Here is a 14,748-nt window from a genome sequence, read left to right as displayed (position 1 = left end):
TTTGCCTATTTTTAACAAACCGATACGTATGAAAAAAACTCTACTTTTTTTTATTTTATTGTTTTCCAATTATTTTTATGCTCAGGTCAGCGACATTGAGCATTGTTACGGGAATACTTCCTTTAATTTAACTACTCAAAAAGCACTTTTAATTGGTAATTTAAACCCTGCCGAAACTACGGTTAGTTATCATTTAAGCCTTGCAGATGCAACTGATAACTTAAATGCTATAACAAATCCGGCAAATTATACCAGTGCAGAAAGTTCTAAAACTATTTATGCCAGAATAGATAACAATGGAAGTGTAACGACTAATTACTTTAATATAAAAGTATATGATCCAATAAACTTTACTCCTCTTACAACACCTGTTCGCTGTTTCGGACAAAATGACGGCACCATAACTGTTGCGCCATCAGGAGGTAAAGCGCCTTATGCTTACAGCCTGAATAGTGGCCCTTTTACGATTTATACCGGTAATCCTACAGCTAACTTTACCAATTTGTCACCTGGCTATCATACAATAACCATAAAAGATGCCCTAGGCTGTACTTCGATGACTCAAGTTGTTCAGATCGTACAACCTCTTATATTAATGGCTGACGCAAAGGTTGAATATGTAAATTGTGTTCCAAGAATAGTCATTTCAGGAAGTGGGGGTAATTCTAATTATGAATATTCCCATTTTGGAGTTACGTATACACAAAATAATACTGTTATCAATCCAAGCCCCGGAAATCAAACCGTATATGTTCGGGATGGTAATGGCTGTGTCGCTTCGAAAACACTAATTGTAGAATCTTTAAAACCATTGTCTTGGAGGGTTAGCAACAGGACAGGCATTACCTGTCAGGGAGGAAACGACGGTTCTTTTCAAGTTACCGGGACAGGAGGAAAAGCTCCTTATCTATATTCTATTGGAAATGAGTTTACCACAGTGGATGTTTTCAAAAATTTAAGCGTTGGAGACTATACGGTAAAAATACAGGATGCAACCGGATGTACTATCTCTTTTAGTTTAAATATGCCTCTTATTAATACTGCTGTAACTATAAGTCCAATTATAACAAATGACAGTAATGCTACGAATGCGGGAAAAATAGAACTGATGGTTTCCGGTGGAGCTACCCCATATAACTATTCCCTTAAAGATAGCAACGGAACCCTGATTCCTTCTAAAACAACTAATCCATTTACAGGTTTAGCGGCCGGATCGTATGAAGCTATTGTAACAGACAGCCGCGGATGTACTTTTTCACAAAAAGGAATCAATATCCTTAATGAGCCTACACCGCTTACGACAACAGCAGCAGTAACTCCTATTACATGTATCATTACTACCGGAACGATTACGATTACTCCAAATGGTGGAACTTTGCCTTATCAATACTCAATAGATAACGGAAATACGTATAGCAGTTCTAATGTATTCTCTAATTTAAATGCAGGAACTTACAATGTAAAAGTTCTTGATGCACAAAACGCTGTAGCTACGGCAACTGCAACTATAGATCCAATAAAAATACCCGTAATAAACACAACTTATAAAAGTATATTGTGTCACGGAGATTCTAATGGTTCCATATTAGTGGGAACCAATAACGGAAAATCGCCTATTCTTTTTTCAATAAACGGAGGGCCTTATACTTCTAATAACCTATTTGAAAATTTAGCTGCAGGGAATTACACTTTATCTGCCAAAGATGCTAACGGCTGTATTGTTTCAACAACAGTATTATTAGAGAATCCTGCTCCACTAACCGCCGATGTTAAGTATTTTGACAGATCTGTAACTATTACTGCAAGTGGGGGTTACGGAAAATATGAATATTCGCTTGATGGAGGTACTTACCGTGAATCAGGAATATATTCGAATGTAAGTTATGGCAACCACACGATTACCGTAAGAGATCCTAATAACTGTACTCTAACTGTACCTATAACAGTAGTACAGCCTACTCCGCTTGTTGCTTCTTATGTAGTCGACAAAGGTACCGTTACGATTACTACCAGTGGGGGTATCTCGCCTTACAGTTACGTCCTTGAGAAATCGACAGGGTTTCCAATAACTACAAGTCAGAGCAATATATTTACAAACCTAATCAATGGTTCGTACCAGATAATCGTAAGAGACGCAAAAGGCAGTCAGGTTTGGTTCTCTGATATCATTATTTCTGAATCGGCTCCATTTACTGCAACAGCTACTTCAACTCCTATCACCTGTACGGATCTAAAAAGTATCCTAACGGTAACAGCAACCGGAGGCTCCGCTCCTTATCAGTATTCTATGTCGAGTCCGGAGAATTTTGTAAATTCAAATGTCTTTTCTAATTTAAATGCCGGGAGTTATCTGGTAACCGTTCGGGATTCAAATAATTTTAAAACTACTGCTTCGATTACAATTTCAAACGCAAAACCGGTATTGGCTTCAGCACAGATTATCTCTGCAATAAGTTGTAATAGTTCCAGTGATGGTGTAGTAAAAGTAAATATAACTCAGGGACAGTCACCCTATACCTACGCTCTTGATAATGGTTCATTACAAACTGATGATACTTTTAGAAATGTTAGCCCGGGAACTCACACCATAAAAGTTTTAGATAAAAATGGCTGTCAAACTACTGTATCTGTCACATTATCAGAACCTGCTTTCATACAATCCACACTTGCTGTTAATGGCAACTCGATTACTGCATCTTCAACAGGCGGAACACCGCCTTACAAGTACTCTTTAGAAAGTAATAATGGAATAATTATGGACTGGCAAGATTCTAATAGATTTGATAATCTGCCTGTAGGGATTTATACTGTTCGAACGATAGATACAAAAGGATGTCTTTTTCAACCAAATTTTATAGAGATTGTTCAGCCTCCTGTTCTTCTCGTTTCAGCTGTAGTAACTCCAATTACCTGTGAGAATACTAAAGGGACCATTACGGTTACTGCAACTGGTGGAACTGCACCTTATGAGTATTCTATAGACAACGGTAATAATTATACTTCTTCAAATGTATTTCCTAACCTTGTTGCCGGAAGTTATCTGATAAAAGTTAAAGATTCACAAGCTGCTACAGCCAACACAACTGCTGTTATAATTGCTTTAAACTCTTTAACTGCTACAGCTACTGTTACCAAAACAATAGATTGCATTAGCAATGGTACTATACATGTTATTGCTTCAGGAGGTAACGGATCTTATCAATATTCAATAGACAATGGGGTTACCTATACTCCCAATCCTGTTTTTACCAATTTAATTGCAGGGACTTATTCTGTTCTGGTAAGAGATATTCTAAATTGTACTGCACTTGTACATGCTATAACGCTGGAACAGCCTGCTCTTTTAACAGCGACAGTCACTCATACCCCCATTACAAATTGCTCTTCTCCTGTGAGTGATGTCGTTATTAATGCCGTTGGTGGTACTGTTCCGTATCAGTATTCATTAAATGGTCTTCCTTTTCAATCTAGTTCTTTCTATACGGGTATAAATCCCGGAAATTATATTCTGGAAGTCAGAGATGCAAATGGATGCAGCTTCAGTACAGTATTTACTATAGAAACACCGGTTTCTTTCGTGGCAACTGTAGCCATTAATCAGGCTCAAAATTGTAACGATTTTGATGTCGCAACCATTACCGCAATCGGAGGACAGCCACCGTATACCTATTCTGTTAACGAATCTAATACATTTTCAGCAGCGAATACCTTCACTTTAGCTCCCGGAACCTATACCTTAAAGGCCAAAGACAACAATGGATGTATCACTGCCGTAATCGCTACGATAACCCCAAACACTGCACCCGAAAGTACATTGATCATTACCAATGCAACAACTGCAACCAGTAACGACGGAGCTATAATCGTAAGTGCAACCAGAGGAACAGCACCTTATACTTACACCCTTTTGAACAGCAATAACACAATTATAGTTCCGGCACAGAGCGCAAATAGCTTTTATAATCTGGCTCCCGGAACCTATGGTGTGATTGTTAAAGATGCCAGAGGCTGTTCTTCATTACAAAATCAGGTAACCATTTCGGCTCCTAATCCGCTTTTAGCAACAGCTGCTGTTGTTCAGCCAGATTGTAATAATCCAATGGGAATAATAACCGTAACGGCAATGGGAGGTATCTTTCCTTATCAATATTCAATCGATAATGGTGTAACTTATAGTCATTCCAATACTTTTACAGTTCCCCCTGGCAGCTATAGTATAAAAGTGCGTGATTTGAACAATGCCCTATATACTTTTGTTACAACGATTGTAGCTCCAAATCCGGTACATCTTACTGCGGTAGTTATTTCCTCAGTATCCTGCGTTTCAAACGGAGTAATCATGGCAAATGCTATAGGAGGACAGGCTCCGTATACTTATTCCATAAATGGAAGTCCTTATCAGGCAAGTAATACCTTCGCGAATTTAAATGCCGGTGTTTACACCATAACTGTAAGAGATACTAATAATTGTACAGAAACAACCAGTTTAATGTTGCAAGCGCCAATTCCTGTAGCTGTTTCAGCAACTGTTTACAATAAAAATATAACTGTTACAGCAACCGGTGGCACTGCTCCGTATCAATATTCATTAGATTTAAATACTTTTCAGTCAGGCAATACTTTTACAGTTTTCAACTATGGGATGTATCAGGTAGCTGCAAGAGACGCTATGGGATGTATTGCATTAACTCATGTTACTGTAGATCCTCCTGCACCTTTAATAGAAGGTAAAAATACAATAACAGTCGATTTTAAATCAGGCCAGACTTTAGGAGATCTTGTTATCGAAGGTCAGAACATAAAATGGTACAGCACTAAAGGTCTTTCAACAGGTAAAACGAGTAAAACTTCTGAAACTCCTTTGCCGTTGACCACTGTTTTAGTTGACGGAGTTACGTATTATGCCTCCCAAACAATAGACGGAATCGAAAGTACAGAACGTCTTGCCGTTACAGCAAAAGTAAACGGATCGCTGACTACACCGGATTTTGTACTGTCAAATTTCAGATTTTATCCAAATCCTGTTCAGCACAACTTATCCATACAGAACAGTTCGGCTATTGATGAGATTGAATTAATCTCGGTTTCCGGAAAGACTATTTTAACGAAGAGAATAAACCATACACAATCTGAAATTGATTTATCTAATGTTGCTACAGGGTTCTATTTCCTTAAAGTAAAAGCAGAAGGGCAAATCAAAACCATTAAAATAATCAAGAAATAGAGCCACAAAAAGCTCATAATTTTCTATAAACAAAAGGAGACTGTCTAAAAAATTAGACAGTCTCCTTTTTTTGATTGAGTTAATTGTGTGACTAAGAATTCGCTCCTGGATTTGGAATAATACATCCTGCCCAATTGAAGGCTCCGTTAGCAATATTGTTGTACGTTACATAAAAGAAACCGCTGCGTCCCCAACCTGCTCCCCAGGAATTTTGCACTTTAAAAAGCCCGGTCGCATCGTCATATCCTACGATACATACACAGTGACCTCCTTGTCTGCTGCCGTAAAGACTGGACCAAACATGGTTGTTATTACGAATATCATAAAAACTCTGATTAACATCAAAACACACTGCAACGGCATAATTTTGATTCAGATAATACTTGATATCAGCTGTACTTCTCGGATTCACATTAAACCATCCTCCCGTTTTTCTGGCGGCAGCCCATGTTTTTTGCTGTGCTGATGGTTGTGTAAAACAGCCTCCTGCAATATAAGGCATTTGAGCCTCTGAACATTCTCCCTGATTTTTGATCAGATTCATGGCATCATTCGGGTAAGAACCTGCTCCGCAATTCCCCAGTTTTATCTGATTGTAAATATACGCCGCACTTCTTGAAGCCCCGCTCCAATTACTTTGGTGTACTGAATTATTAAGATATCTGGCAATACTGTGTGCCGCGTAACCCACTCCCCAGCCTACGCAGGAACCCTCGCTTCCCTGATCTCCAACCGGTGGAGTCGGTAAGTTTTTTGCGGCCGCAACTTTAGCAGTCAATGACATTTTTTGAGTGCTTGTCACTAAATCTGGTCTTAACTCAGCAATTCTCGCACGATAATCAACGGGAGTTAAAAATTCAATACTCTTTAAATAGGCATCCGGCATCTGAGCAAGTCCGTATCTTCCTTTGTCTAAAAGATCGACATTACCGTCCATTAATTTTTCCTGGGCAACGGCTTCTGTCTGGTCATTTCCTTTTTCACAAGAGTACAAGGCAAGCAATACCAGCAGTACAAGTGCCATTTTTTTAATCGAAAATTTGGTAAATAGTTTTTTCATAATTCTTTTGGGTTTTGTTGTTAATTTTTAGTTTGTTAAATTATTTAACGAATTTATTATTAATTTTAGCAGAACATTAACACTAAAAAGATCACAACAATAACTTATCTTACACACAAATCTGTAATCGGGATTTAATTAACAGGAATTGTATTTTAATTATCGTCAAAACGAACGTCAATTATTAAAAAATTCGCCTATGGAAATCATAATAGAAAAATTAATAAAGGGCATACAATCACATCCAATCATACAAAACAGTACCCTCTCCGGTGTTACAGAATGGAAAAGAGCACACTACATTATCCTTTCGGAAATAATCTCTGATGTTTTAGAGAAATCGGAATTTATGCAGGGCTCCAAAAGAAATGAACTTGGCTGTTCTATCTCGAGCATGACCTTGCAAAGGATTTTCACCAATGACTCTACTAAAACCAAAAACTCTGATTTGCGGTTTTTAAAAAGTCTTGATAAGCTGGCTATTTTTATCGGCTATCCTTCTTTAAATCATTTTCTGAATGATGAAGCGACAGACACGTTAAAAACTTTAGAGTCTGAAAATAAAATGGAATCAGGTACCTTTTTTGAAAAACTGATTAGTGATTATTGCCGGGAAGAGTTTAATTCTTTACAAAAATTACCTGTCATTAGTATGGATGGATTATGCGATTTTGTATTCAAAGAAGGCCCTTTTGCCAAAAGGATTAAGGATCTCTTTGAGAATTACTCTACCTTAAAATATCATTTAAACTGCGAAGATAACCGGTCTAATTATGAACTTTATGATTTTAAGATTTCAAGTATCGAAGAAAATATCGCTATTCTTACGGTGAAGGAGTTTTGGAATCTGGAATGGAAAAACGAAAATGACGTCACTACGATTGTACTGAATAAGGTGAACAGACAAACTTATTTCATCAAAAAAAGAGACGATGTATGGAAAATCTGGGACAACTACAACCCCGATTATAACGAACTGTCTACTAAAATACACACGGCTATAGAAAACCAGCACATTAAAAAAGTTCTCATTTAACCCGTTGAGGGTAACTTTTTTTAAACACATAGAAACATAGTTTTTTCATTGAAAACTAGGCATTTCACTTCAAATAAAACTCATAGTTCTAGGTGAAGGAAATGTATTTCTTTTTAAATATTCTTTATCGTTTGTTAGAAATCTATGTTTCTATGTGTTGAATATTATTATTTTTTTTTACTTCCAAAAGAGTATTTATGAATGCTTTTACGAGTCAATTTCTTGTCAATAACTATCAAACTTTTAAACCACAAAAAATCCCAAATTCCAATTTAATAAAGGAATCTGGGATCTTTCGTTGAAATTCCAAGTTCGGGCTATAGAATTTCGTTATTAAAAATCAAAACTATTAATGGGTATGTTTAGGATTAAAACCATCTTCGCTTAATTCTGTTGGCGTATAATCGGCGAACATTTCTGCTTCGTAGTTGATTTTTTCTCCTTTAGAGAATTTATGAATGATTTTCTCCATGATATTATAGATAACCGGAACCACAATTAAGGTAAGGAATAAAGACGAAATCAATCCTCCGATAATTACCCATGCCAAACCGTTTTTCCACTCAGCTCCTGCTCCTGATGCTAATGCAATTGGGAACATACCGAATACCATCGCGATAGTGGTCATCAAAATTGGGCGCAAACGAGCGTGGTTGGCCTGAATTAAGGCTGTACGAATGGATTCACCTGCTGCTCTTCTCTGGTTGGTATAATCGACTAGCATGATCGCATTTTTACACACCAGACCGATCAACATGATGATCCCCAAAATCGTAAAGATATTCAATGAGTTGTTGGTCAAAGCCAAGGCTAACATCGCACCGATAAACGAAAGCGGGATAGCAAACAATACTACGAACGGGTGAACGAAACTGTCGTAAAGTCCCACCATTACCAGGTAAACCAGGATAATAGCGGCTAACAAAGCGATTCCTAAAGTACCAAATCCTTCTGATTGGTTCTCCTGGTCACCACCCCAGATGTAGTTTACACCAGCCGGTTTTTTCAGTTTGTCTAATTTGGCTTGCCATTGCTGAACGATTGTTCCAGATGGCACCCCAACGTTTTGTCCTTTTACCGTTACCGAAGCCGATTTATCTCTTCGCTCTAACTGGCTAGGCCCTGAACCTTCTGTAATGTCTGCAAACTGAGACAATTTAATTTGCTGACCTGCTGCGTTAATAAAAATCAGGTTACTAACGTCCGTAATACTTTTTCTGTCGAATGCATTGTATCTGATGTTGATATCGTATTCGTATTCACCGGCTCTGTATTTACCGTCTGTATTTCCACTAAAAGCAGTCTGCATGGTTAAACCAACGGTTTGAAGTGTTAATCCTAACGCTGCCATTTTATCACGATCTACTTTAACGTTGATCTCCGGGTTTCCGTCCTCAACCGTTAATTTGATCTCTGTCGTTCCCGGGATTGTACGTAATTCTGCTTCTGCTAATTTAGCAAATGCCATAGCACTTTCTGTTGACGGACCTGTTACGATCAATCCTAATGTAGCATCTTCGGCTGTTCCTAAGATACCAACCGGAACGGTTTTTACTTTAGCACCAACTAATACTTTTTCTAACTTACGCTTGATTTTTGCTGCGTAAACGTTAGCATCGTCAGTACGATCTTTTTGTTCGATCATTTTTACGTCGATCTCCGCCTTGTAAGCCGTTGCCTGCGATGCTCCAAAACCTTCACTGGTTTGTCCTACCGTTGTAATCTGACTGTGAACATATTCTTGTCCTTTCAAATAAGCTTCTGCTTTCTGGGTCATGAAGTTGGTTTGCTCTAACGAAGCATCTTTCGGCATTTCGATTTGAACTAAGAACTCCCCACTATCAGAAGAAGCAAAGAACTCTCCCCCAATGAAACCACCTGCCATCAAACCAATTGTTGAAGCAAAAAACAATACAATTACTACTGCAAATGTTTTGATATAATGATCCAGACACCAGGTTAATAAATGAGAAACCCAGTCTGTAAAACGTGTTAAATAACTTTCGAAACCAAGAATAATTCTCCCGAATAAATTCTTTCCTTCAATATGCTCTAATTTACCATAACGAGAAGACAACCAAGGAATAATGGTAAAAGAAGCTAAAAGCGACAACATCGTTGAAATAATTACCGTCACACAGAATTGTGTAATAATGTTAGATACTAATCCGGAGCTCATCGCAATCGGAAGGAATACCACCACAATTACTAAAGTAATCGATGTTACGGTACCTCCAATTTCTGCTGTTCCGTCATAAGAAGCACGAATTCGGCTTTTACCCATCTCCATGTGTCTGTAGATGTTTTCCAATACCACAATCGCATCATCCACCAGAATACCCACTACAAGAGATAATCCTAATAAACTCATCAAGTTCAGAGTATATCCCATTAAATAAATACCGATAAAAGTAGCAATCAAAGAGGCCGGAATCGACACCATTACAATCAGCGAGTTTCTGATACTATGAAGGAAGAACAACATTACGAAAGCTACCAGTACTACCGCAATTAATAAATCATGTACTACAGAGTCTGCCGCCTCTAAAGTAAAAACGGTACTATCCTTTGCTACTTCCAGTTTTAACTGGTTTGCTTTATAATCTTTTTCAAGAGTTGCAATTGTCTTTAATAAATGCTCACTTACCGCAACCGCATTTGCATCTGATTGCTTTACAATTTGCAAAACGATCGCACTTTTCTGATCAACACGTGATATTTTTTCAGCGATCTTTTGAGTATCCTGAACATCGGCAATATCTTTCAAACGAACCTGAATTCCGTTTTGAGAAGAAACCACTAAGTTTCTTAATTCTTCAACACTTTTATATTTACCTGCTAAACGAATCAATATCTTTTGATCACGTGTCTGGATATTACCTGTTGGGAAATCCAGATTCGAAGTCAGAATATTTTGCTGTACCTGCGGAATAGATAATCCGTAACCCTGCATTTTTAGTGCGTCAAGATTTACCTGAATTTCACGCTCTGAACCACCAATAATATTTACCTGAGCCACACCCTGCACACGGGATAAAATAGGAGCAATTTTTTTGTCGATTAAGTCATAAAATTCTGCCTCATCCATTTTTCCGTTGGCACCAAGCGTCATGATTGGTAAATCACTCAGCGAGAATTTGGTTAGTGCCGGGGTTTTTACGTCTTCCGGTAAATCACTAATAATCGCGTTTATTTTTCGCTGTGCATCATTCAGAGAGAAATCGACTTTTGCTTCAGATGTTAGTGTAATCGAAACAATAGATAAACTCTCGTACGATTTCGAGTCAATTTTCTTAACATTCTCTAAGGATGCGATCGCATCTTCAATTTTCTTGGTTACTGTATTTTCTACCTCACTTGGAGAAGCTCCCGGATATATGGTAGAAATGGTAATAACGTTTTGTTCAAATTTCGGGATCAGCTCATAACCTAACTGGCTGTAGCTGAACAGTCCACCTAATGTTAGAATTGTAAAGAGTACAATTACCAACGACGGACGTGTGATGGATATTTCGGCTAATTTCATATATGTTATTTTAGGCTGTAGGCTATACGCTGTAGGCTTTAGGCTCTTATTAAAGGCTTAAAGCTTACGGCGTAAGGCTTAAAGCGGTACAATTATTTAATAATTTCTACTGTGTTACCGTCTTGCAGGTTGATTTGCCCCGTTACAATTACAGTTTCTCCATCAGTTAATCCGTTGATGATTTCTACTTTATCACCCAAAATTCTTCCGGCAGTTACTTTTCTTAATTTTGCAATACCTTTTTCTACTACGAAAATCTGGTTACTGCTCACACTTCCTACGAATGCATTTCTAGGTACAACCATAAGATGTTGTTTTTGTTGTTTCGATGCAAAGTTTGCCGTTCCGTACATACCCGCTTTCAGGTCATTGTTTGTATTATTAGTAATTTCAATTTCAACCGGGAAATTCAAAGATTCATCTGCTTTTGCAGCAATGAAAGTAATTTTACCTGAAAAAGTCTTATCCGGATAAACACTTGCTGTTACGTTGATATGATCTCCTGTTTTTAAACTCGCTACCTGATTTTCGTTTACGGTAACTACTAATTTTAATTTAGAAACGTTTACGATATCAAACAAAGCTGTTGCAGGCATTCCGGTTAAGATAGATCCCGGCTCGATGTATTTTTTGTTGATAAAACCGCTGATTGGAGCTTTTACTCTGGTATCACCAACATTGATTTTTGCTTGTGTCAAATGCGACTGTGCATTGGTTAAAGCCAGTTTTGCCTGGTCTACCTGCTGCTTAGTAACCCCTCCGGTTTTATAAGCATTTTCATATCTCATGTAATCTGATTTTGCATTCTGATAAGCCGCTTCTGCAGTTTGAGCATCAACATTAATAACGTCTCCTCTCATTGTTAATAACGTTTGACCAACTCTTACATAGTCTCCTTCTTTAGCCAGAACACTGATTACTTTTCCTGATTTCTCAGCAGAAAATGTCAATTGCTGGGTTGGCTGGAAGTTTCCGTTTGCTACGAAATCAAGTGAAACTTCTTCTGTTTTAACCGGAGATACTTTTACGGAAACGGCAGCATTCTTTTCTGCTACGATATCTGTTTTTTCCTTGTTCTCTTTCTTATTTTTATTTAAGATATATCCAATCACGCCCAGAGATGCGATTATGATTACGATTGTTATAATAGTTTTCTTCATTGTACTTCTAGTTATTTAATAAGAGTTTTAAGTTCGCCTTTTGATTTGATTAATGCTACTTCAGCTATTTTATAATTTAAAATGGCTCTGGTATAATTATTTTGTGCTTCAAGTGATGCGTTTTCTGCATCTAATAAGTCTGTTAGAGAAGCTAACCCCTGAAGATAATTGTTTTTTGTATTGCTTAAGATTTCTGTCGCTAAGCGCATATTTTCTTTCTGATTAGTGATTGTCACAAGGTTGTTATCGATTTGTGCCATCGCATTTTTATAATCCAGATCAAGCGAAAGTTTGGTATCCTTGATATCTTCCTCAAGCGATCTTAACTCAACATCTGCCTGTCTTACTTTTGCACGAGTTCCGAATCCGGTAAAGATTGGTACGTGCAGGTTTAACGCAATTGCAGAGAAATCTGACCAGTATACTCCCTGAGAAGGTTTTGCAAACCAAGGCATCTGAGGTCCCTGACCAATGTAGTTATACCCTGCTGTTAAGGAAAGTGTTGGGTAATATCCTGCTTCAACTGCTTTTTTATTGAATACCAGAAGCTCTTGTTGTTTTTTCAAAAGCAGGTACTCTGTTCTGTTTTCCGTATTAGGCTGTTCCGTTAAGGAAGCAGGAACCACTTCAAATTCTTCTTTTGGCATGTCAATTTGAGTATCAATTGGCATTCCCATATAAAACTTCAACGCATTTTCCTGTAACGTAATCTGATTTTTAATTTGCTGACGTTCGGTATCAATGTTTGACATTTTTACGATGATACGATCTAAATCAATCTTCTTAGCCAAACCGTTATCAAACTGTCCTTTTACGATATCACGAACTTTAGTAGTATTAACATAATTACTGTCTAATAAAGTAAGCCTTTCTTTTTGTACGTAAACAGAATAGTAGTTATTAGCTACTCTTTCAATAACCTGCTCTTCTGTTAACTGATCGTTGATTTGATAGAATTCACGGGTAGATCTTGCTGCTCTTAATCCTGTAAAAACAGACTGATCAAAAATAGCCTGTGTTAAAGAAACTCCGGCAGTCGAAACCCATTTCTGACCAAATGCTGCCTGAATAGTTGTCCCCGGAGCACCAAATCCTGCACCATCAATTACCGTAGTCTGAATGATCGGATTGTGTGTTAAATTTCCGTTTGCCGAAATTTGAGGCAAAGCTCTTGAGCGTATTTCCTGTATTTTGTATTCACTGTTTTCAACCTGAAGTTTCGCCTTTTTAGCATCGGCTTTATTTTGAAGCGCATAAGTAAGCGCGTCTTTTAGGGTTAAACGTGTGACTTGTGCACTGGCCGACAGACCTATTGTACACAAAAAAATGAGAACTATTCGTTTCATATGCTGTTAGATATTTGTTTGTGTTGATGATTTAAAAAATCATACTATTATTAATTGATGATTATACTTTGATTTTCTTAAGCTGTTTTTCCAATTCTACTATTCCTTTTTCTGTCGCCATAGCTCTGGTGTGGTATTCCAGTGCCTCCAGTTCTATTTTTTGAGCTTCGCTTTCCGAAACGGTAGTTTCATTAATGTGAAAAATTAAGGTATAATAAAATTTCACATAAACGTCTACATTCAGATCTTCGCGATAAAGCCCTTCCCGAATTCCTTTTTCAATATTCTTTCTGAACCAGTGACTGCACAAATCAATTTCCTGACTCAATATGTTTTGATAAATCTCCGGATAATGTTTTTTTAGCTGATAAATGGGCGAAGTATCGGTATTGTTTTTAAACATGTCTCTGAACATTTCTCTGATTTCAAAATTTTCATGAATAGAATTGTAATTTTTCGCTACAATAGTGTCAATTATTTCGTGTACCTGTTTATGAACCAACGATGTACTTTCCTCAATCAGGACCTCTTTATTACAGAAATACTTGTAAATCGTTTTTTTCGAAATACACATTTCACCTGCAATATCATCCATTGTGACACTTTTAAATCCAAGTTTTAAAAACAGCTCACTTGCTTTTGCTATAATTTTCTCTTTCATTTTAATTTTCAAATTGCATCACAAATATACTGAGGAAACTAAACTCACGAAAATAGTTTCCGTAATATTTGTAATAATTTTACATTAATTTACTACAGTCCATAAGATTTATATGCTAAACTCTAAATTTGCAATAAGCTTAATGTCTTTCCCTAAAGCCAAACCTCCATTATGACTGAACGAGTTATAATCTAAACCAAAATCCTGACGCTTAATGTCACCTTTGATTTCAAAAGCAACTTTCTTCTCACCATTATAAGTATTAACCCCTATAAATTCAGCATCAAGTTCTACCACTTTGGTAACATCTTTAATCGTTAAGTCACCCTTGAAAAAATTAATATTGTTGTTTACTTTTTGAAACGAAGTCGATTTGAAACTAATAATCGGATGTTCGTTTACATCAAACAAATCCTGCAGTTGTAAATAAGTATCGATTTGCTGAAAATTATCAATCTTGTTGTTAATGTCAAGCGAAAACTCAACCGATGCGTCTTCTACTTCATTGTCTTCAATATTCACATAACCACCAAATTTATTTGTAGTTCCTCCCATGTAAGCAATAATCGAATGTCTCATTTTAATCAAAACATCTGATTGGCTAGAATCTAAGGTCCATGTTGTTTTCATAAATTACTGTTTTTACTGAGGTTATACATTTCTCAATTCTACAAGGAAACTATTTCAGTGTTTCAAGTTTCCTATTCAACGGTGCAAATATAGACAGGAAACTCT

The 14,748-nt window shown here is 37.1% G+C and carries 8 protein-coding genes; 2 read left to right on the top strand and 6 right to left on the bottom strand.

From position 1 onward, the window contains the following. The first annotated feature begins 28 nt into the window (after nucleotides 1–28). Complete coding sequence (locus tag ACAM30_RS09365) at nucleotides 29–5,224, top strand: T9SS type A sorting domain-containing protein (protein ID WP_369618245.1); 5,196 nt, start codon at nucleotides 29–31, stop codon at nucleotides 5,222–5,224. 91 nt (nucleotides 5,225–5,315) lie between these two features. Here the strand turns inward: ACAM30_RS09365 and ACAM30_RS09360 are convergent, their stop codons facing one another. Continuing rightward, complete coding sequence (locus tag ACAM30_RS09360; RefSeq protein WP_369618244.1) at nucleotides 5,316–6,284, bottom strand: C1 family peptidase; 969 nt, start codon at nucleotides 6,282–6,284, stop codon at nucleotides 5,316–5,318. Nucleotides 6,285–6,483: 199 nt separating this feature from the next. On the opposite strand from ACAM30_RS09360, the gene ACAM30_RS09355 reads away from it, so the two are divergent. Next, entirely contained in the window at nucleotides 6,484–7,320 is an 837-nt protein-coding gene (locus ACAM30_RS09355) for a hypothetical protein (RefSeq protein ID WP_369618243.1), read from the top strand. A 349-nt stretch (nucleotides 7,321–7,669) separates the two neighbouring features. Here the strand turns inward: ACAM30_RS09355 and ACAM30_RS09350 are convergent, their stop codons facing one another. From ACAM30_RS09350 to ACAM30_RS09330, 5 genes are all read right to left on the bottom strand, one after another. Beyond that, a complete protein-coding gene (locus ACAM30_RS09350) occupies nucleotides 7,670–10,846 on the bottom strand; it encodes an efflux RND transporter permease subunit (protein WP_369618242.1) in 3,177 nt (1,058 codons plus the stop codon). 92 nt (nucleotides 10,847–10,938) lie between these two features. Further along, on the bottom strand, nucleotides 10,939–12,006 hold the full coding sequence (locus ACAM30_RS09345; RefSeq protein WP_369618241.1) for an efflux RND transporter periplasmic adaptor subunit: 1,068 nt from the start codon (nucleotides 12,004–12,006) through the stop codon (nucleotides 10,939–10,941). Nucleotides 12,007–12,017: 11 nt separating this feature from the next. Further along, the gene (locus ACAM30_RS09340; RefSeq protein WP_369618240.1) at nucleotides 12,018–13,352 is read right to left on the bottom strand and encodes a TolC family protein; all 1,335 of its coding nucleotides are present in this window, start codon (nucleotides 13,350–13,352) and stop codon (nucleotides 12,018–12,020) included. A 61-nt stretch (nucleotides 13,353–13,413) separates the two neighbouring features. Then, a complete protein-coding gene (locus tag ACAM30_RS09335) occupies nucleotides 13,414–14,013 on the bottom strand; it encodes a TetR/AcrR family transcriptional regulator (RefSeq protein WP_369618239.1) in 600 nt (199 codons plus the stop codon). A 108-nt stretch (nucleotides 14,014–14,121) separates the two neighbouring features. Further along, nucleotides 14,122–14,643, bottom strand: coding sequence for a YceI family protein (locus tag ACAM30_RS09330; RefSeq protein ID WP_017494629.1), 522 nt, complete (start codon nucleotides 14,641–14,643; stop codon nucleotides 14,122–14,124). Nucleotides 14,644–14,748: the final 105 nt, after the last annotated feature.

Origin of the sequence: Flavobacterium sp. CFS9, assembly GCF_041154745.1 — a bacterium.
GTDB lineage: Bacteria > Bacteroidota > Bacteroidia > Flavobacteriales > Flavobacteriaceae > Flavobacterium.
Note: the sequence above shows the minus strand (reverse complement) of the source record. Positions and strands in the feature narration are given on the sequence as shown.

Bases quoted from the DNA above. Each gene is read 5' to 3' on its own strand.
- ACAM30_RS09355 (WP_369618243.1), top strand. From the start codon at position 6,484: ATGGAAATCATAATAGAAAAATTAATAAAGGGCATACAATCACATCCA.
- ACAM30_RS09330 (WP_017494629.1), bottom strand. From the start codon at position 14,643: ATGAAAACAACATGGACCTTAGATTCTAGCCAATCAGATGTTTTGATT.
- ACAM30_RS09365 (WP_369618245.1), top strand. From the start codon at position 29: ATGAAAAAAACTCTACTTTTTTTTATTTTATTGTTTTCCAATTATTTT.
- ACAM30_RS09335 (WP_369618239.1), bottom strand. From the start codon at position 14,013: ATGAAAGAGAAAATTATAGCAAAAGCAAGTGAGCTGTTTTTAAAACTT.
- ACAM30_RS09340 (WP_369618240.1), bottom strand. From the start codon at position 13,352: ATGAAACGAATAGTTCTCATTTTTTTGTGTACAATAGGTCTGTCGGCC.
- ACAM30_RS09350 (WP_369618242.1), bottom strand. From the start codon at position 10,846: ATGAAATTAGCCGAAATATCCATCACACGTCCGTCGTTGGTAATTGTA.
- ACAM30_RS09360 (WP_369618244.1), bottom strand. From the start codon at position 6,284: ATGAAAAAACTATTTACCAAATTTTCGATTAAAAAAATGGCACTTGTA.
- ACAM30_RS09345 (WP_369618241.1), bottom strand. From the start codon at position 12,006: ATGAAGAAAACTATTATAACAATCGTAATCATAATCGCATCTCTGGGC.